We start from the raw sequence: 17,909 nt of genomic DNA on the forward strand, positions 1-17,909 counted from the left end.
CCCACTAGCCCTTGGCGTAAGGGGATTATGGCGGCGGCCCTTTCTTTCGCAAATTCGAACCGCTAGCTCATGGTTTGCCGCTGAATGGGCCGGCAGTTCACATGGAAAGCAATATGGCCACCACCGGCGCGAGCGAGGGCGAGGCGGGGACGCAATGGGCAGCGCTTGCCGGCGTCACCGCGGCCCTGGCCATGTTCGGTGCGGCGCAAGGCTTGAGCTATCCGCTGTTCACGCTCTTGATGCAGCGGCAAGGCATGTCGCCGGCCTTGATCGGGCTTTCCGCGGCGATGATGCCGGTCGGCCTCATCCTGTCGGCGTCCTTCGTACCGGCCGCGGTGCGGCTGTTCGGCGCCCGCAATCTCGCCGTCGGCTGTTCGCTGATCGGGGCGCTGTGCTTTCTGGGCATCGGCTACCTGCAGGACTGGGTGGCCTGGTTCGGTATCCGCTTTTTCGTCGGCGTGGTCATCAACCCGCTCTATGTGCTCGGCGAAGTGTGGGCGCTGTCGCTGGCGCCGCCGTCGCGCCGCGGCCGGGTGATGGGGGTGTTCAATGCGCTGATGGGTGCCGGCTACGCGGCCGGGCCGCTCATCCTGATCGCCGTCGGTGCCTCGGGATGGCCGCCTTTCATTGCCGCGATAGCAGGTTTTGCGCTTTGCGCGCTGATCCTGCGCGCAGTGTCGTCGAAGCTGACCGGCTTCGAAGATGACGGCCAGCCGGCCAGCGGCCTTTTCGGCTTTGCCAGGCTGGCGCCGGCATTGCTTCTGGCGGTGCTGGTTTCAGCGGCGGTGCAGCAGAGCACCTATGCGCTGATCCCGGTCTTCGGCGCCGGCTATGCGCTTCCCGAAGCAAAGCTCGCGGCGCTGGTGACGGCGCTGTCGGCCGGCAATATCCTTCTGCAGATCCCGCTCGGGCTGATGGCCGAACGTTTCGGCGGCCGGGCGATGATCGTCTTTTGCGCACTGGCGACAGCAGCGTGCGCGCTGTCGCTGCCGATGCTGATCACCACGCCGCTGGTCTGGCCGGTGCTGGTGGTGATGGGCGCGGTCGGTTACGGCGTCTACACCATGGCGCTGGTCGAGCTCGGCAGCCGCTTCAAGGGAACGGTGCTGGTCGCCGGTAACGCCGCCTTCGCCTTGATGTGGGGCGCCGGCGGCATTGTCGGCCCGCCCGGCGCTGGTGCCTTGATGCAGGTCATCGGCCCGCTCGGCCTGCCGGTGGTCATCGCCGGCCTCGACGCACTGCTGGTGAGCTTCGCGCTCTATCGATCCTTCAAGCGCCAAAACGCCTGACAGGGGTTGTCTGGAGCAGAGGCTAACCCCATCAGTCTCGATGACCTGACGTCACCATCTTGAATAAAACCGCCTGGGACGCGATGTAGGCAGGGCCGCCCGCCAATAGCTTGGAGACCATGCGTGACCCAATCGACGACAAAACGCCAGACCGAGACCGCCGCCGAGGATAATTTCCTCTGGCTGGAAGATCGGACCAGCAAGCAATCGCTCGACTGGGTGCATCGCCAGAACGAGGTCACATCAGGCGAACTGCAGGGCGATCCTTCCTATCAGGCGGCGTTCGAGACGGCGCTCGACCTGATGACGGCCGAAGACAACATCGCGGTCGGTGCGGCGCTCAACGGCCATGTCTACAACTTCTGGCAGGACAAGACCAATGTGCTCGGCCTCTGGCGCCGCACGACGGTCGCCTCCTACAAGACCGAGAAGCCGGATTGGGAAACCATCATCGACTTCGACGTGCTTTCGGCCAGGGAGGGCGTGAAGTGGGTGTTCAGCGGCGCCAGCCGCCTCTATCCCGACTTCAACCTTTGCCTGGTGGCGATGTCACCGGATGGCGGCGATGCCAGCGAGATGCGCGAATTCGACATTGAAGCCAAATCCTTTGTCGAGGGCGGCTTCAGCGCCCCGGCCTCCAAATCCGGCTTTTCCTGGCTGGACAAGGAGACCGTCCTTGTCTCGGCCGCCTTCGAGGAAGAGGACAAGACCCAGTCCGGTTATCCGCGCGTCGTCAAACTTTGGAAGCGCGGCACCCGCCTGGAAGACGCGACGCCGATCTTCGAGGCGGAGAAACAGGATCTCGCGGCCGGCGTCTGGGTCGAATATGACGGCGACAGGCAGTATCTGTTTCTGTCCCGCGCGATCGCCTTCTTCTCCTCGCACAGTTTCCTGTGCCTGCCATCGGGCGAAAACCGGCGCATTCCGCTGCCGGACGATGTCACCGATACGGCCCTGTTCAAGGGTCGGTTTGTGTTCAGCGTGCGCAGCCCGTGGACGGCGCCGGACGGCACTGAATGCTTGCCGGACGGCCTCTATTCCCTGGATTTCGAACGCTGGATCGACACCGGTGAACTGGGCCCTGTCGAAACCATGCTCGAGCCGGCGCATCGCGTGTCCATCGCCGGCATTGCCCGCACGCAGGACCGGCTGTTCATCAATCTGATGGACAATGTGCGCGGCAAGGTCATCGTCGCCGAGCGCAAGGGGGAAAGCTGGTCGCTCAAGCCGGTGGCGCTGCCTGAAAACGGGAATGTCGGTATTGCGCACGCCGAGCATTTCGGCTCCAGCGTCTCGTTCTCCTTCACCGATTTCCTGACGCCGAGCTCGATCATCTGGTCGGACGACGATGGCGAGACGCTGGCCACGGTGAAGTCGCAGCCGGCGCGTTTCGATGCCGCGCCGCTGATTTCCGAACAGTTCGAGGCGCGCTCGAAGGACGGCACCATGATCCCGTATTTCGTCGTCAGGCGACGCGACCAGAAGGGTCCGGTGCCGACGCTGCTTTATGCCTATGGTGGCTTCGAAGTGCCGCTGCTGCCCGGCTATGCCGGCGTGCGCGGCAGGCTGTGGCTGGAAAAGGGCAACGCCTATGTGCAGGCCTGCATCCGCGGCGGCGGCGAGTTCGGCCCCGCCTGGCACCAGGCGGCGCTGAAGGGCAACCGCCAGAATGCCTTCGACGATTTCGCCGCGGTGGCGCAGGATGTCGTCAAGCGTGGCATCGCCACGGCCGGTTCACTTGGCATCCAGGGCGGTTCGAATGGCGGCCTGCTGACCGGCGTTTCCCTGACGCAGCATCCCGAGCTGTTCGGCGCCGTCATCATCGAAGTGCCACTGCTCGACATGCTGCGCTACACCGAACTGCCGCCCGGCGCCTCGTGGATGGGCGAATATGGCGATCCGTCGAAACCGGAAGAGGCCAGGTGGCTGGGCGCCTATTCGCCCTACCAGCATGTGTCAGCCGACGCTGCCTATCCGCCGGTGCTGCTGACGACGTCGACCGCTGACGACCGCGTCCATCCCGGCCATGCCCGCAAGATGGCGGCGCGGCTGCAGGAAGCCGGGCACGACAGGACTTTGTTCTTCGAGGAGACCGAGGGTGGCCATGGCGGGCGCGGCGACCGCCGGCCACAGGCTGCACAAACGGCGATGAAATACGTCTTCCTGCAAAGGGCGTTGTCCGCCACGGCCTAGACCCCTCGTGGCCAAGCAAAGGGTGGTTCACCTCGACCAGCCTTTGCTCTAAGGTGCGGCCATGGCTCTCGTCAGGATCTTGGTCAGCGCCTTAGGGGCTCGCGTATTTCGGGTGGCGGTGACACCGTCGCCGCGCACGCTGCGTGCCGAACTTTTGCGGCTGTGCGCCCGCATCGGCTATTCACCGCCTGCCGTCCTCTGACGAATTCGCCCCGGCATCGCCGGAATGATTTCAGAGGAAAGACCCAGATATGACCTATCAGAATTATTCGCTGAAGCAGCTTCAGCAGATCGACGCCGCGCATCATCTGCATCCGTTCACCGACCATAAGGAGTTGCGCGAGGCCGGCTCGCGCATCATTACCCACGCCAACGGCCCGTTCATCTACGATGCCGATGGCACCGAGATTCTCGACGGCATGGCAGGGCTGTGGTGCGTCAATGTCGGCTATGGCCGTGACGAGCTGGCCGACGCTGCTTACGCGCAGATGAAGGAATTGCCCTACTACAACTCCTTCTTCAAATGCTCGACGCCGACGCCGGTGCTGTTGTCGAAGAAGCTGGCCGAACTGGCGCCCAAGGGCATCGCCCAAGTGTTCTACGGCTCCTCCGGTTCGGAGGCCAACGACACGGCACTCAGGCTTGTCCGCCATTTCTGGGCGCTCGAAGGCAAGCCCGAGAAGAACCGTATCATCTCGCGCAAGTCGGCCTATCACGGCTCGACTATCGCCGGGACGTCGCTGGGGGGGATGGATCTGATGCACAAGCAGCTCGGTGGTGCTGTCCCCAACATCGTCCATGTGATGATGCCCTATGCCTATGAGCTGGCTCTGCCTGGCGAAAGCGACCATGATTTCGGCCTGCGCGCCGCCAAGGCAGTGGAGGACGCCATCCTCGAGGCCGGCGCCGACAAGGTTGCCGCCTTCATCGGCGAGCCGGTGATGGGGGCGGGCGGAGTGAAAATCCCGCCGATGAGCTACTGGCCTGAAGTGCAGCGCATCTGTCGCAAATACGATGTGTTGCTGATGCTGGACGAGGTCATCACCGGCTATGGCCGCACCGGTGAATGGTTCGCCGCGCAGACCTTCGGCATCGAGCCCGACACCATCACCACGGCCAAGGCGCTGACGTCGGGCTACCAGCCGCTTTCGGCGCTGCTGGTCGGCGACCGCATCGCGGCGACGCTGGTGGAGAAAGGCGGCGAGTTCTATCACGGCTATACCTATTCGGGTCACCCGGTGGCCTGCGCGGTGGCGCTGAAGAACCTCGAGATCATGGAGCGCGAAGGTCTGGTCGACCGCGTCAAGAACGACACCGGACCTTACTTCGCCCAGGCGCTGCAGGAGCGCATCGCCGGCCACGAGCTGGTCGGCGAGGTGCGTTCGATCGGGCTGATGGGGGCGATCGAGATCGTCAAGGACAAAGCGACCAAGAAGCGCTTCCTGCCGGCGGGCAGTGCCGCCGTCACCGTTCGTGACCACGCCATCGCGCAAGGCATGATGCTGCGCGCCACCGGCGACACGATGATCCTGTCGCCGCCGCTGATCTGGACGCGTGAGACGATCGACACGGCTTGCGAACGCATCGCCAGGGCGCTCGATCTGGCGCAAACGGATTTGCGCAAGAAGTAGGCGAAGCGATCGCCGGGGCGCGCTGCGATCAGGGCGCCCCGGGCAACTTCGTGGCTTCAGGGAACGATAGCCGCCGTCGCGCGTAGTGTTCTCAGCCGTCAGGATCGGCTGCAGTTGAGGGGTTCATGAAAAAGATCACGACGACACTGCGCACGCGAAGAGCGAGCGCCATAGGGGCCGACCTGATGCTGGCGCCATTGGTGATGGCCATGCGCCTGCCGCTGATGGCAGCCGACGCGCAAAGCGGCAGGGGTCTTGGCTCCGAGACGGCTCGCGCCATCAATGAGAAAGCCACGGCTGTTGCCGAAGGCGCGTTTGCCGCGCAAATGGCGCTGTTCCAATCGGCGGCGCGCTTCTGGCCGGAGGTTTTTGCAGGCCGCACGCCATCGCTGTTCAACGGCATAGCCGTGGAACGGTCGATCAGCGCGGCGCTGAAGCCTGCCAGCCGCGCGGTGAAGGCGAATTTCCGCCGGCTGTCGTCAAAGGATTGATTGAGGCTTCGCGCCCGACGACATCTTCTGTCCGACTTGGTGGCGGTGAAAACCGGTTTCCGGTTTTATTGCGCCTACGCTAGACTCCCATGCGGCATATTGCCGATGGGGGGACATGATGGCCGTACAACCGCTCAACCAGCCCGCTGAAATTCCGTCCGAACTCGACCGTTGGAACTGGGGCGCGTTTTTCCTCAACTGGATCTGGGGTATCGCCAACAACACCTTCATCGCGCTGCTGATGTTCGTCCCGCTGGTCAACATCGTCATGCTCTTCGTCCTGGGCGCCAAGGGCAGCCGCTGGGCGTGGCAGAATGTGTCCTGGCGCGATGCCGAGCATTTTCGCAGGGTGCAACGCAACTGGGCGATCGCTGGGTTCAGCCTGTTCGTGGTCTCGCTTGTCAGTATTGCCGCCGTGGCCCTCGTCGTTCCTCGCATGATGAAGAACAGCGACGCCTACCGGCTGACCATGGAGACGGTGCGCGCCGATGACCGCGTCAAGGCCGCGCTGGGTGAAGATATTGACGCCGGCTATTGGGTGGTCGGCAGCGTCCAGGTCGTCGGAGACGGCTCGGGCGACGCCCAGCTCAGCGTTCCCGTCCATGGCAGCCATGGCTGGGGCTGGGTGATGTCGCATGCCGTGCGCAGCGCGGGAAAATGGAATCTGCGCCTGCTTGTCGTCATGGCCGGAGGGGCGCCGATCGTGCTGGTTGACGAGGATCACATCGGCAGTCCAGGTGCGGCAACCAAAATATAATCGGACGACGCGGCAATAGTTCCTAGAAACGCAAAAACCGCGCCCCATCGGGAACGCGGCTTTGCCAGATACGCATGGCGTTTCGTCAACAAAACACTTGCGAAACTTACGGGCTCCGGTACGCGAGACCTGATCCGGAGCGCCGGGCGGATGCGATATGTCCGCCTCGCCATCCGTTGTATAGGCACATCGTTACCGTCGGGTTATCGAGAGCTTAAGCAAATCTAAATTTGCAACTTTTCCATACGAGAAAAATCGATAAAACGGTGCAAAATTCGAAACTTATAGAGAATTGCCGCGAAGGAAATTTATGATGCCGGAAAAATCGGCGCCGCCATTTCCCTGCGCGTTGAACAGGGCATAAAGCTGGGCTGCTTCGGCCCCCATCGGCGTCACCGCGCCGGCACTTTGGGCAGCCTCCTGCGACAGTTTCAGGTCCTTCAGCATGAGTGCCGCGGCAAAGCCCGGCTTGTAATCCCTATTGGCCGGCGATGCCGGCACCGGGCCGGGCACCGGGCAGTAGGTGGTCAGCGACCAGCACTGGCCGGACGAGGTCGAGGCGACGTCGAACAGCGCCTGATGCGAGAGGCCCAGTTTTTCGGCCAGCACGAAGGCCTCGGCAACGCCGATCATCGAAATGCCGAGCATCATGTTGTTGCAGATTTTTGCCGCCTGGCCGGCGCCGTCATCGCCGCAATGGACAATGCGGCCGGCCATCGGCTTCAGGATCGGCTCGGCGGCAGCAAAAGCTTCCCCCGAACCGCCGGCCATAAAGGTGAGGGTGCCGGCTGCAGCGCCGCCTGTGCCTCCGGAGACGGGGGCATCGATCGAATGCAGTCCGTGCTTCTTTGCAACGGCATGCGCCTTCCTGGCCGACTCGACATCGATGGTCGAGGAATCTATGAACAGAGCGCCTTGCTTGGCCCTGGGCGCGATGTCCTCGTAGACCGAGAGCACGTGCTTGCCGGCTGGCAACATGGTGATGACGACATCGGCGTCTTTCACCGCGGCAACAGCATTGGCCATTACCGTCACACCATGTTCACGCGCTACCGCAAGATTCTCCGGCATCAGGTCGAAGCCGTTCACAATATGCCCCGCCTTGACCAAATTGGCGGCCATTGGATTGCCCATATTGCCGAGGCCGATGAAGGCGATCGTCGTCATATCTCTCTCCCGGTATTGCTGGCTTCAGCGGCCGATCAGTGCCCGCGCGATGATGACGCGCATGATCTCGTTGGTGCCCTCGAGGATCTGGTGGACGCGCAGGTCGCGCACCAGCTTTTCGATGCCGTAATCGTGCAGATAGCCATAGCCGCCATGCAGCTGCAGCGCCTCGTTGGCGACGTTAAAGCCGATATCGGTGACGAAGCGCTTGGCCATGGCCGACCATTTGCCGGCATCCGGCGCCTTGCGGTCGAGTTTCGATGCGGCGGCATAGAGGAAAATGCGAGCCGCCTGCAGCTCGGTTTCCATGTCGGCCAATCTGAACTGCAGCGCCTGGAACTGGTTGATCTTCGAGCCGAAAGCCTTGCGTTCACCGGTATAGGCCAGCGCCTTGTCGAGCGCCGATTGCGCGCCGCCGAGCGAACAGGCGGCGATGTTGAGGCGGCCGCCGTCGAGCCCGGCCATGGCGATGCCGAAGCCGGCGCCTTCGCCGGACAGCAGGTTTGCCGCCGGCACCTTGCAATCCTCAAAGATGACCTGGCGGGTCGACTGCATGTGCCAGCCCATCTTGTGCTCATTGGCGCCGAAGGAGAGACCGGGCGCGTCCTTGGGCACGACGAAGGTGGAAATGCCTTTGGGTCCGTCGGCACCGGTGCGCGCCATCACGACATAGAGGTCGCTGTCGCCGGCGCCGGAAATGAACTGCTTGGCGCCGTTCAGCACATAATCGTCGCCGCTCTTTACCGCGCGCGTTTTCAGCGCCGCCGCGTCGGAGCCCGAGCCGGGCTCGGTCAGGCAATAGCTTGCCAGCCATTCCATCGAGGTCAGCTTCGGTAAAAAACGCTGGCGCTGCTCGTCGCTGCCGAAGCGGTCGATCATCGAGGCCGCCATGTTGTGGATGGAGATGAAGGAGGAAAACGCCGGATCGGCGTGCGACAGCGCCTCGAAGATCAGCACGGCGTCGAGCCGGCCGAGCGCCGAACCGCCGACATCGTCCCTGACATAGATGCCGCCGAGGCCAAGCGGGCCGGTCTCGCGGATCACATCGGCGGGAAAGTGTTTTGCCCGGTCCCATTCGAGTGCATTAGGCGCGACGCGATCGGCGGCGAAGGCCTGCGCCATCTCCTGGATGGCGCGCTGCTCCTCGTTGAGTTCGAACTGGCTGGTGCTCGCATCGACCGCGGCGTCCATGGCGTGCTCCCTATGTTTCCCCTTGCTGGGGGTTGGCTTGCTGGCCTGTTGTTTTTGGCTTTGCGCGCCGCCCAATCTAGACCAATGATGCCGCCGCGCAACCCGGCCTGCTGCGCAGCGGCTGTGCATGAATGGATCAACGGAGCATTGCGTGCCTACACATTTCGATGAGCTGCTCGAACGCTTCCATGCCTATCTCGAGGGCATCGACGATGCGCTGGTGCGGGACGCTGTCGCTCGAATCGACTGGAGAATGCCGGCCCGTGCGCTCGAATCGCATCCGCTGCCTTGCGTTGATCAGCTCAACCGCATCGCCGAACTGGCGCCGCCAGACGCGCAGCCGCTGGTGCGCCTGCTGGCGGAGCGCCGCAATGATCTGCATTGGGGGCAGTCTTACAATGCGGCGGATTTCGGCGCCGCATTCTTGCAGAGATATGGCTGGCTGGAGGTTTTCGGGCTGCGCGGCCATTTCTTCAACGACGAGGCCGCGGCCGGATTGCTGATCCTTGGACCTGATATCACCTATCCCGACCATCATCACATTGCCGAGGAGATCTACATTCCGCTGACCGGCGGCACTGAATGGCGGATGGGCGAGGGCGGCTTTCACGTCCGCCAGGCGGGCGAAGTGATCCATCATGCTTCCAATGTCAGCCATGCCATGCGCACCGGCGACGAGCCGCTGTTTGCGCTCTACATCTGGCGCGGCGGGCCGCTGGCGCAGAAGTCGACCATTCCCGGCGCGCAAGGCAGGGGCTGAGCCATGGCCAAAGCGATCATGCTGCAAGGCACTGGCTCGGATGTTGGCAAGACCGTGCTGGTGGCGGGTCTCTGCCGCGCCGCGAAAAACCGTGGGCTGAAGGTCAGGCCGTTCAAGCCACAGAACATGTCGAACAATGCCGCCGTCGCCGACATTCCCGGCGACAACCGCGCCGGCGGCGGCGAGATTGGCCGGGGGCAATGGCTGCAAGCGCTGGCCTGTGGTGTTCAGCCGACCGTGCATATGAATCCAGTACTGCTCAAACCCCAGAGCGACATTGGTTCGCAGGTGATCGTGCAGGGCAAGGTGTTCGGCGAGGCGCGAGCGAGGGACTACCAGACGATGAAAGCAGGGCTGATGGACGCCGTGCTGGAATCCTGGGCAAAGGTCGGTGAGGGCGCTGACCTCATCATCGTCGAAGGGGCGGGCTCGCCGGCCGAGATCAATCTGAGAAACCGCGACATAGCCAATATGGGCTTTGCCACGCGCGCCGACGTGCCGGTGATCCTGGTCGGCGACATCGACCGCGGCGGCGTCATCGCTTCGGTCGCCGGCACGCATCTGATCCTGCCGGAGGAAGACCGGCGCATGATCGTCGGCTACCTCATCAACAAGTTTCGCGGCGATGTCTCGCTGTTCGATGACGGCATCAGGGCGATCGAAAAATTCACCGGCTGGCGCTGCTTTGGCGTCGTGCCGTGGCTGAAGGCGGCAGCGCGGCTGCCGTCGGAGGATTCGGTCGTGCTCGAACGACTGGCTTCCGGCGAGAGAAGGGCGTTGAAAGTTGCCGTGCCGATGCTTGGCCGCATCGCCAATTTCGACGATCTCGATCCACTCAAGGCCGAGCCGCAGGTCGAGGTGGTATTCGTGCCGCCGGGAAAGAAGCTGCCGGAGGATGCCGGGCTGGTGATCATTCCCGGTTCGAAATCCACGATCGGCGACCTCATGAAGTTCCGCGAGAATGGCTGGGATCGCGATCTCCTGGCGCATCGCAAACGCGGCGGCTATGTCGTCGGAATCTGCGGCGGCTTCCAGATGCTGGGCCGCATGGTGCGCGACCCCGATGGCATTGAGGGCAGCGTCACAGAGGCGGAAGGGCTCGGCCTGCTCGACATCGAGACGGTGATGGAACCGGAAAAGACGGTGCGCAATGTCAGCGCGCGCTCGGTGCCGTTCGGCCTGCCGCTCGAGGGTTACGAAATCCATCTCGGCCGCACCACGGGGCCGGATATGGCGCGGCCGTCCGCCGTCATCAACGGCGCCGATGACGGCGCCATCTCCGCCGACGGCAAGGTTTTTGGCACCTATCTGCACGGGCTGTTTTCCGCCGATGCTTTCCGGTCGAGATTCCTGGAGAGCCTCGGCGTCAAAGGTGGCGGCATCGACTATCGCGCGGAGGTGGAACGGGCGCTGGACGAGATCGCAACTGAGCTGGACAGGCATCTCGACTGCGATGCCATTTTCGGGCTGGCAAGGTAGATCCCATCGGCGAACCATACACCCTCTGCGAATAGCGAAGACGCCCGCCGCTTCGTCATCCACGGGCGACGCAAGGAGCGTAGCGACGCAGCGCAGACCCGAGGATCCATGCCGCGACGTCTGTGCGATGCTACGGTGCAGAACCGGCTCTCGTGAGCGTGCCCTTCATTCTTGGCCGCTGCATTCTTCGACGGCCGTCACGGCATGGATCCCAGGTTTCCGCGACGTCGCTTCGCGACTGCTCCACCCTAGGATGACGAAGCTGAGAGGCCTGGCGAAAGGGATGATAGTCACGCCTTCTCGCCCGCCTTCGGCCAATACGTTCCAAACGACCAGACATTGCCTTCGGGATCGCGGCAGATGAATTCGCGGCTGCCGTAGTCGCGGTCGGTCAATTCCTGGATGATCGTGGCGCCGGCCTTTTTGGCCCTGGCGTGGGCGGCATCGGCATCGTCGACGGCGACGTAGATCGACTTGCCGCCGCCTGAGCCCGGCTCGCCGACCATCTTGCCGTAGTCGTCGCTGCGCGCTGTACCCAGCATGATCATCGAGGAACCGAAAGTGAGTTCGGCATGGTGCACGATGTCGCCCTCGCCATAACGGGAGCGGACTTGGAAGCCGAAGGCCTCGCCCAGCCAGTCGATCATTTTTCCTGCATTCTTGTAGCGCAAGGCAGGGTAGAGCCGGGGTGCTTCAGTGATTGCGGGCATGAAAGCCTCCTTCATTCAAGTTGGTCGATAACCCACTCTGTTCGAAGGCCGTCCTGCCGTCTTGAAGAAATGTTACCTCAGCGCTGTCGGCGGATCGCCGGCGAGCTGGCGAAACTCGCGCACCAGATGCGCCTGGTCGGCATAGCCGCAATCGGCGGCGATATCGGCCCAGTCGCTTTGGTCCTGCCGAGACAGGCACGATGCGCGACAGCGTCTTCGGCCCGATGCCGGTCGCATCGCAGAATTTGCCGGCGAGATGTTTGCGGCTCCAGCCCAATTTTTCGGCGATCGAGGAAATGCGGGTCCGGCCGCCAGATGTGACGATGCGGTCGTAGGCCCAGGCAATTTCAGGCGACGTATCGGCGGCATGCCCGAGGCGGGTGGCGACGAAGGCCTCGGCAAGGTCGAAACGCGCCGCCCAATCCGATGCATTGCCAAGCCTTGCGCGCAGCGCCATGCCCTCGGCGCCGAGCACATCGTCGAGCACGACCATGCTGTCGGTCAGCTCGCTCATCGGGAGGCCGAAGAAGCGGCGGGCGCCGAGCGGGGTGAAGTTGATCTGCACGCAGCAGGCGGCGCCAAAGGATTCGATGATTACCGGGCCGGCAAACAGGCCGGCGGCGAAACTGGCGAAACGGTCATTGTCGCCGGGATCCTTGCCAAGGCCGATGGCGAACGGCTCGGCGAAGCTGATCACCAGCGGCACGGTCAATGAGGCATATTCGATGTTGCGGAAATGGCCGACTGCTGTTTCGCGATAGCCGCAAATGTCCGACACAATACCCTCGAGCGCGGGCGGCGGAGCCCGCCGGCGCATCTCGAACCGCCCGGCGATGGAGAGGTCCTGTTCCTTGCGGCGCTGCATCTCGATCGGCATAGGCCATCCTTTGCCGATCAAATCTAGCAGACGCCCAATCCTGAATCAAAACGGGGCCTGAATCAAAACGGGGCCTGAATCAAAACGGGCCGAAAGCAAAAGCGCCCGGCTTTTGGCCGGGCGCTTCGGTTGCCTGAGATATGCGTGCTTAGGCGCCGCGCATCATGCAGCCGGCGGCAAGCACGATGTAGGCGATGAGCATAATCCAGACCGATGCCAAGGGAATAAACGCAAGAACGCCAAGCGCGGCGAGAAGGCCGATGATGGCGATGACAAGGGAAATAATGAAAATAAGCTGAGTGGGTGCACTAAGATTCATGTGTGGTCCCTCCAACATGATTCGTACGACCACATTCTATCAGGGCGTGGGCTCATACACCAACTAGCTGGCGTAGTGGGTTTGCCGGATCGGCCAGCAGCTTGATCGCCAGCGCCAGGCAGATGATCACCAGCAGCGGCTTGATCAGCCTTGCGCCGATGCGGATGGCGAGGCTGGCGCCGAGACGCGCGCCGAGGAACTGGGCGACGCCCATCATCAGGCCGATCTTCCAATAGACGACACCGGCGACGGCAAAGACGATGAAGCCGCCGATGTTGGAGGCGAAATTGAGCAGCTTGGTGTGCGCCGTCGCCTTGAGCACGCCGAAGCCGGCGAGGCTGACGAAGGCCAGCATGTAGAAGGAGCCGGCTCCCGGCCCGAACAGGCCGTCATAGAAGCCGACAGCAGGTGCCACGGTCAGCCCGAACAGGAAGGGTGGCAGGCGCTCGGCGCGGTCGACATCGTTCATGTTGGGTTTCACCGCGAAGTAGAGCGCAATGGCGATCAGCAGCAGCGGCAGCAGCGCCCGCAAGAGATCGCCGGGCACGAAGGCCGCCAGCAAGGCGCCGACGGCACTGCCGGCAAGGGCCAGAAGCGCGGACGGCAACTGACGGCGCAGATCGACATGGCCATTCATGGCGTAGTGGATGGTCGCCGACGCCGTGCCGAAAATGCCTTGCAGTTTGTTGGTTCCAAGTGCTGCCACCGGCGGGAAACCGGCAAGCAGCAGAGCAGGTATGGTGATCAGGCCACCGCCGCCGGCTATCGAATCGACAAAGCCGGCTGCAAAGGCAGCGAAGGCGAGCATGATGATTGTCTGGTGGGCGAGGTCGAACATCGGGATTTTCTGGGCATTCCGGCGGGAAAAGAGATGCCGCGCCTTCGATCATGGCGACCTGGTTTGCGCAAGGCCGAATCCGCGCTACCCCTATCCAGGCACGTTGCGCTTGGATTTCCTGTGGTGCATGTCATTATCCCAAAACCGCTGCGCACTTTTGGGTCACCGGGGCGGATTAGGAAAAGGGACGCTGTTGGCGATGGCATTGCTCGACCAGATACGCTCGATCTTCGATGGCGACCCCGGCGTTCGCAAAGTGGCCGACGACCCGGTGCTGTCGGCGGAACTTCTGATGCTGTTTCGCATGATCCTCGCCGACGGCTCGGTGTCGGAGAGCGAGATGGTCGCCTTCCGGCGCATCTGCAAGGAGGCCTTCGGCATCCCGGAAACCAGCATCGACGCGGTCGTCGAATATCTCAACGAGTTCGGCTACGAGACCAACGGCTCGCAGGCCATCGCGCTGTTTCGCGATCTCGATGTAGAGCGGCGCAAGCTGCTGGCACGCCATATGGCCGAGATCGCCAAGGCCGATTCAAAATTGGCCGAGAGCGAGGTGCGGCTGCTCCGCCGTACGCTCGACCTGCTGGACATCAGCCCGGTCGATGTGGTGAAGCCGGAAGAGTAAGCCGGCAGAGCCGGGCTCGACGGCGGCTAGCCGGGTCCCCGCTGCTTCGCAGCGTCCCAGCGTTCGCGACCTTTCATCGTGCCACTGGCACGATGAATTCGCTGCGCGAACCGGCCGCTCACCCCTGTTCCTGCATGCGCCGTGCGATCGCCCGGTGCAGGTCGGGAGCAGCCGCCACCAGCGCCTTTGCCGCCTCCGACTGGGGATGGTCGAGTACATCACTGGTCTTGCCGCGCTCGACGATCCTGCCGTCATGCATCACCAGCACTTCGTCGGTGATGGCGCGGGCGACGGTCAGATCGTGGGTGATAAAGAGATAGGCGATGCCGAGCTTCTGATTGAGCTCGGCGAACAAATCGAGGATCTGGGCGCGGATCGAGACATCGAGTGCCGAGACCGGCTCGTCGGCGACCACCAATTTCGGGCGTGTGATGATGGCGCGGGCGATCGACAGGCGCTGGCGCTGGCCGCCGGAGAATTCATGTGGATATTTGTCCATGTCGCTGACGCCGAGGCCGACCTCGTGCAGCGCATGCGCCACCATCTCGCGCCGCTCGGCAGGCGTCGGCTTTTTCTCCAGCACATGCAGCGGCTCGGCCACCAGTTTCTCGACCTTCTGGCGCGGGTCGAAGGAACCGTAAGGGTCCTGGAACACCACCTGCATGTCGCGCCGCGCTGGCTTCAGCTCCGCCTCGCTCCTGCCGGTGATGGTTTCGCCGCCGAAGCGGATCGTTCCCGAGGTAGATTTGTCGAGCGCCAGGATCATGCGGGCCAGCGTGGACTTGCCGCAGCCGGAGCGTCCGACCAGCGCCACCGATTGACCGGGCGCCAACGACAGGGAGACGTCGTCGACAGCGCGGATTGGCGTCGGGCGTTGGAACAGGGAGGTGCGCCGGCCGGAATAATCCCGCGTCACGCCTTCGACCTCAAGCAGCGGCTTGCCTTGGCCGGTAGCATGCGCCTTGGCGCGCGCCGGCACATGCATCGAGGCCAGTGCCAGCTGGCGCGTGTAGGGGTGAAGCTGTTCCGACAGTGTACGTGCAGTGTCACCGGTCTCCATCACCTCGCCATGGCGCAGGATGGTGATGCGGTCGGCCATCTCGGTCACGACAGCGAGGTCGTGCGAGATCAACAGCAGGCCCATGCGGTTTTCGCTGACAAGGCCGCGCAGCAGGTCGAGGATCTGCGCCTGCAGCACCACGTCAAGCGCCGTCGTCGGCTCGTCGGCGATCAAGAGCTTGGGCTTCAATGCGCAGGCGATGGCGATGACGACGCGCTGGCGCTGGCCGCCCGACAGTTCGTGCGGATAGCGAGACAGCGGGAATTTCGCTTCGGGCAGGCCGACGCGGTCGAGCATTTTGCGCGCCCGGTCCTCAGCTTCGGCTCGGCTTGCCTTGGTGTGCCAGCGTATGCCTTCGGCGACTTGCTCGCCGATGGTTTTTACCGGATTGAGCGCCGTCATCGGCTCCTGGAAGACCATGCCGATATCGTCGCCGCGCAGCGCGCACATCTGGTCCTCGGTGGCCGCAAGGATGTCGATGCCGTCGAAAGAGACGCGGCCGCTGGCGCGCGCGGCGTGCGGCAGAAGCTGCATGATGGTCAGCGCCGTCATCGATTTGCCGGAGCCGGATTCTCCGACCAGCCCCATCACCTCACCGGGCGCGACTGAGAGCTCCACCCCTTTCAGGATCGGCGTGTCGCCGATCGCCAGCGACAGGTTTTCGATCTCCAGCAGGCTCATCGCTGCCGCCGCGATTTCGGGTCGAGGATGTCGGCAACGCCGTCGCCGAGCAGGTTGAGGCCGAGCACGGTGATGACTATGGCCATGCCCGGGAAAATCGCCATCCATGGCGCCACCACCATGCGCGTCTGGGCGTCGAACAGCATGCGGCCCCAGCTCGGCATTGGCGGCTGTGCGCCGAGGCCGACATAAGACAACCCGGCTTCGGCGAGGATGCCGAGCGCGAACTGGATGGTGCCTTGCACCAGAAGCAGCGTGGCGATGTTGGGCAGCACGTGTTCGATGCTGATCTGGGTCTTGCTCTTGCCGGCAGCACGCGCGGCGAGAATGAATTCGCGCGGCCAGATCGCCAGCGCGCCGGCGCGGGCGACGCGGGCGAACACCGGAATGTTGAAGATGCCGATGGCGATGATGGCGTTGATCGCGCCCGGCCCGAAAATGGCCGTGATCATGATCGCCGACAGCAGCGCCGGGAAGGCAAAGACGAGGTCGTTCAGCCGCATCAGCGCCTCGTCGACAAAGCCGCCGCGCGCGGCGGCAAAGGTGCCGAGCGGCACGCCGACGCCCATGCCGATGCCGACGGCGACCAGCGCCACGGCAATCGAATTGCGGGCGCCGACCATGATCATCGACAGGATGTCGCGGCCGAAATGATCGGTGCCGAACCAGTGCGCCGAAGAGGGCTCGAGCGTCTTGTCCGAGATCACCAGCTTGGTCACGTCGTAAGGCGTCCAGACGTAAGAGACGAGCGCCATTGCCACCACCAACACAGTGATGGCGAAGCCGATGAGGAAGGAGCGGTTGCGGAATGCTTTGGCCAGGACGCTGCCAAACGTCTCCTCTGGGATGTCGATGTGCAGCGTCATTGCCGGCCTCGAAGGCGGGGGTCGACGATGGCGTAGGAGACATCGACGACGAGGTTGACCGCAATGACGGCGACGACCAGCAGCATGACGATGCTTTCGACGACAATCAGGTCTCGCTGGGTGATCGCCTGGAACACCAGCCGGCCAAGGCCGGGCAGATAGAAGACGTTTTCGATGATGATGGTGCCGGCGAGCAGGAAGGCGAATTGCAGGCCCAGAATGGTCAGCACCGGGATCATCGCGTTGCGCAGCGCGTGCCGCCACAGCACGGCGCGGTAGGGCAGACCCTTGGCGCGGGCGGTGCGGATATAGTCCTCGTTCAGCACCTCGATCAGCGCCGAGCGGGCGACGCGGGCCAGGATCGCAGCCTGCGGCAGAGCAAGTGCTACGGCCGGCAGCAGCAGCGATTTCAGCGCCGGCCAGACACCGGCGCTCCAGCCGGGAAAGCCGCCGGCCGGCACCAGCCGCAGCCAGACGGCAAAGAGGTAGATCAGCATCAGCGCGAACCAGAAGTTCGGCACGGCGACGCCGAGCTGGGCAGCGCCCATGGCGATGGTGTCACCGGCCCGGCCGCGCCGGCTGGCGGAATAGAGCCCGACCGGAATGGCAATGATGGTGGACAGCGCCAACGCGATCAGCGCCAGCGGCAGGGAAACCGCCATGCGTTCGCGCACAAGGTCGATGACCGGCACCGAATAGGTGTAGGAGCGGCCGAAATCGAGGCTGAGCAGGCCGCCCACCCAGTGGAGGTAGCGCAGGACCAGTGGCGCGTTGAGCCCCATCTGGTTGCGGAGCTGCTCGACCTGGTCGGCGCTGGCGTTCAGGCCAAGCATCAACCGCGCCGGGTCGCCGGGCAGGATCTCCAGCACGGCGAACACGACCATCGAGGCCAGGATCAGCGTGGCGATGGCGATGGCGAGGCGTTTGAGGAGGTAGGCGGTCATGATGCGGGAAGTGCAGGGTTGCTGCAGGCGA

General features: G+C 63.6%; 16 protein-coding genes and 1 pseudogene. 8 read left to right on the forward strand and 9 right to left on the reverse strand.

Features of this window, described 5'->3' with window-relative positions; translation table 11 throughout:
• Positions 1 to 113: 113 nt before the first annotated feature.
• The 5 genes from AC04SH_RS11365 to AC04SH_RS11385 all read left to right on the forward strand — a co-directional run bounded on the left by AC04SH_RS11365 (position 114) and on the right by AC04SH_RS11385 (position 6,361).
• Complete coding sequence (locus AC04SH_RS11365; RefSeq protein WP_488575081.1) at positions 114 to 1,289, forward strand: MFS transporter; 1,176 nt, start codon at positions 114 to 116, stop codon at positions 1,287 to 1,289.
• A 123-nt stretch (positions 1,290 to 1,412) separates the two neighbouring features.
• Positions 1,413 to 3,482, forward strand: coding sequence for a prolyl oligopeptidase family serine peptidase (locus AC04SH_RS11370; protein ID WP_488575082.1), 2,070 nt, complete (start codon positions 1,413 to 1,415; stop codon positions 3,480 to 3,482).
• 251 nt (positions 3,483 to 3,733) lie between these two features.
• A complete protein-coding gene (locus tag AC04SH_RS11375) occupies positions 3,734 to 5,113 on the forward strand; it encodes an aspartate aminotransferase family protein (RefSeq protein ID WP_488575083.1) in 1,380 nt (459 codons plus the stop codon).
• A 125-nt stretch (positions 5,114 to 5,238) separates the two neighbouring features.
• A complete protein-coding gene (locus AC04SH_RS11380; RefSeq protein WP_488575084.1) occupies positions 5,239 to 5,604 on the forward strand; it encodes a hypothetical protein in 366 nt (121 codons plus the stop codon).
• Between the two features lie 118 nt (positions 5,605 to 5,722).
• Positions 5,723 to 6,361 (forward strand): cytochrome c oxidase assembly factor Coa1 family protein, encoded by a 639-nt coding sequence (locus AC04SH_RS11385; RefSeq protein ID WP_488575085.1) that lies wholly within the window; start codon positions 5,723 to 5,725, stop codon positions 6,359 to 6,361.
• A 282-nt stretch (positions 6,362 to 6,643) separates the two neighbouring features.
• Here the strand turns inward: AC04SH_RS11385 and mmsB are convergent, their stop codons facing one another.
• Both mmsB and AC04SH_RS11395 read right to left on the reverse strand, forming a co-directional pair.
• A complete protein-coding gene (gene mmsB / locus AC04SH_RS11390) occupies positions 6,644 to 7,528 on the reverse strand; it encodes a 3-hydroxyisobutyrate dehydrogenase (protein WP_488575086.1) in 885 nt (294 codons plus the stop codon).
• A gap of 24 nt (positions 7,529 to 7,552) precedes the next feature.
• Complete coding sequence (locus AC04SH_RS11395; protein WP_112565303.1) at positions 7,553 to 8,719, reverse strand: isobutyryl-CoA dehydrogenase; 1,167 nt, start codon at positions 8,717 to 8,719, stop codon at positions 7,553 to 7,555.
• Positions 8,720 to 8,870: 151 nt separating this feature from the next.
• Here AC04SH_RS11395 and AC04SH_RS11400 point away from each other — a divergent pair, with 151 nt between their 5' ends.
• Together AC04SH_RS11400 and AC04SH_RS11405 are read left to right on the forward strand one after the other, a co-directional pair.
• Entirely contained in the window at positions 8,871 to 9,479 is a 609-nt protein-coding gene (locus AC04SH_RS11400) for a dimethylsulfonioproprionate lyase family protein (protein WP_488575087.1), read from the forward strand.
• 3 nt (positions 9,480 to 9,482) lie between these two features.
• Positions 9,483 to 10,958 (forward strand): cobyric acid synthase, encoded by a 1,476-nt coding sequence (locus AC04SH_RS11405; RefSeq protein WP_488575088.1) that lies wholly within the window; start codon positions 9,483 to 9,485, stop codon positions 10,956 to 10,958.
• Positions 10,959 to 11,248: 290 nt separating this feature from the next.
• Here the strand turns inward: AC04SH_RS11405 and AC04SH_RS11410 are convergent, their stop codons facing one another.
• The 4 genes and pseudogenes from AC04SH_RS11410 to AC04SH_RS11425 form a co-directional block, all read right to left on the reverse strand.
• Positions 11,249 to 11,668: a VOC family protein gene (locus AC04SH_RS11410; RefSeq protein ID WP_488575089.1), complete on the reverse strand. Its 420-nt coding sequence runs from the start codon at positions 11,666 to 11,668 to the stop codon at positions 11,249 to 11,251.
• Between the two features lie 72 nt (positions 11,669 to 11,740).
• Positions 11,741 to 12,545: pseudogene (locus AC04SH_RS11415) on the reverse strand (helix-turn-helix domain-containing protein).
• A 148-nt stretch (positions 12,546 to 12,693) separates the two neighbouring features.
• Positions 12,694 to 12,864, reverse strand: a complete 171-nt coding sequence (locus AC04SH_RS11420; RefSeq protein WP_192257469.1) for a hypothetical protein — start codon at positions 12,862 to 12,864, stop codon at positions 12,694 to 12,696.
• 52 nt (positions 12,865 to 12,916) lie between these two features.
• Positions 12,917 to 13,702: a TSUP family transporter gene (locus tag AC04SH_RS11425; RefSeq protein WP_488575090.1), complete on the reverse strand. Its 786-nt coding sequence runs from the start codon at positions 13,700 to 13,702 to the stop codon at positions 12,917 to 12,919.
• A gap of 193 nt (positions 13,703 to 13,895) precedes the next feature.
• On the opposite strand from AC04SH_RS11425, the gene AC04SH_RS11430 reads away from it, so the two are divergent.
• Positions 13,896 to 14,327 carry a TerB family tellurite resistance protein gene (locus AC04SH_RS11430; RefSeq protein WP_192257465.1) on the forward strand — a complete coding sequence of 144 codons (432 nt, stop codon included), beginning with the start codon at positions 13,896 to 13,898 and terminating at the stop codon, positions 14,325 to 14,327.
• Positions 14,328 to 14,445: 118 nt separating this feature from the next.
• Here the strand turns inward: AC04SH_RS11430 and AC04SH_RS11435 are convergent, their stop codons facing one another.
• The 3 genes from AC04SH_RS11435 to AC04SH_RS11445 are packed head-to-tail and all read right to left on the reverse strand — an operon-like array spanning position 14,446 to position 17,878.
• Positions 14,446 to 16,068 carry an ABC transporter ATP-binding protein gene (locus tag AC04SH_RS11435; protein WP_488575091.1) on the reverse strand — a complete coding sequence of 541 codons (1,623 nt, stop codon included), beginning with the start codon at positions 16,066 to 16,068 and terminating at the stop codon, positions 14,446 to 14,448.
• Positions 16,065 to 16,934 (reverse strand): ABC transporter permease, encoded by an 870-nt coding sequence (locus tag AC04SH_RS11440; RefSeq protein WP_477231316.1) that lies wholly within the window; start codon positions 16,932 to 16,934, stop codon positions 16,065 to 16,067. The genes AC04SH_RS11435 and AC04SH_RS11440 overlap by 4 nt, the downstream gene beginning before the upstream one ends.
• Positions 16,931 to 17,878 carry an ABC transporter permease gene (locus AC04SH_RS11445; RefSeq protein ID WP_488575092.1) on the reverse strand — a complete coding sequence of 316 codons (948 nt, stop codon included), beginning with the start codon at positions 17,876 to 17,878 and terminating at the stop codon, positions 16,931 to 16,933. The genes AC04SH_RS11440 and AC04SH_RS11445 overlap by 4 nt, the downstream gene beginning before the upstream one ends.
• Between the last annotated feature and the right edge of the window lie 31 nt (positions 17,879 to 17,909).

The sequence above is a fragment of the Mesorhizobium sp. CNPSo 4688 genome, from assembly GCF_057784295.1.

Bases quoted from the DNA above. Each gene is read 5' to 3' on its own strand.
- AC04SH_RS11365 (WP_488575081.1), top strand. From the start codon at position 114: ATGGCCACCACCGGCGCGAGCGAGGGCGAGGCGGGGACGCAATGGGCA.
- AC04SH_RS11375 (WP_488575083.1), top strand. From the start codon at position 3,734: ATGACCTATCAGAATTATTCGCTGAAGCAGCTTCAGCAGATCGACGCC.
- AC04SH_RS11380 (WP_488575084.1), top strand. From the start codon at position 5,239: ATGAAAAAGATCACGACGACACTGCGCACGCGAAGAGCGAGCGCCATA.
- AC04SH_RS11385 (WP_488575085.1), top strand. From the start codon at position 5,723: ATGGCCGTACAACCGCTCAACCAGCCCGCTGAAATTCCGTCCGAACTC.
- mmsB (WP_488575086.1), bottom strand. From the start codon at position 7,528: ATGACGACGATCGCCTTCATCGGCCTCGGCAATATGGGCAATCCAATG.
- AC04SH_RS11395 (WP_112565303.1), bottom strand. From the start codon at position 8,719: ATGGACGCCGCGGTCGATGCGAGCACCAGCCAGTTCGAACTCAACGAG.
- AC04SH_RS11405 (WP_488575088.1), top strand. From the start codon at position 9,483: ATGGCCAAAGCGATCATGCTGCAAGGCACTGGCTCGGATGTTGGCAAG.
- AC04SH_RS11410 (WP_488575089.1), bottom strand. From the start codon at position 11,668: ATGCCCGCAATCACTGAAGCACCCCGGCTCTACCCTGCCTTGCGCTAC.
- AC04SH_RS11420 (WP_192257469.1), bottom strand. From the start codon at position 12,864: ATGAATCTTAGTGCACCCACTCAGCTTATTTTCATTATTTCCCTTGTC.
- AC04SH_RS11425 (WP_488575090.1), bottom strand. From the start codon at position 13,702: ATGTTCGACCTCGCCCACCAGACAATCATCATGCTCGCCTTCGCTGCC.
- AC04SH_RS11435 (WP_488575091.1), bottom strand. From the start codon at position 16,068: ATGAGCCTGCTGGAGATCGAAAACCTGTCGCTGGCGATCGGCGACACG.
- AC04SH_RS11440 (WP_477231316.1), bottom strand. From the start codon at position 16,934: ATGACGCTGCACATCGACATCCCAGAGGAGACGTTTGGCAGCGTCCTG.
- AC04SH_RS11445 (WP_488575092.1), bottom strand. From the start codon at position 17,878: ATGACCGCCTACCTCCTCAAACGCCTCGCCATCGCCATCGCCACGCTG.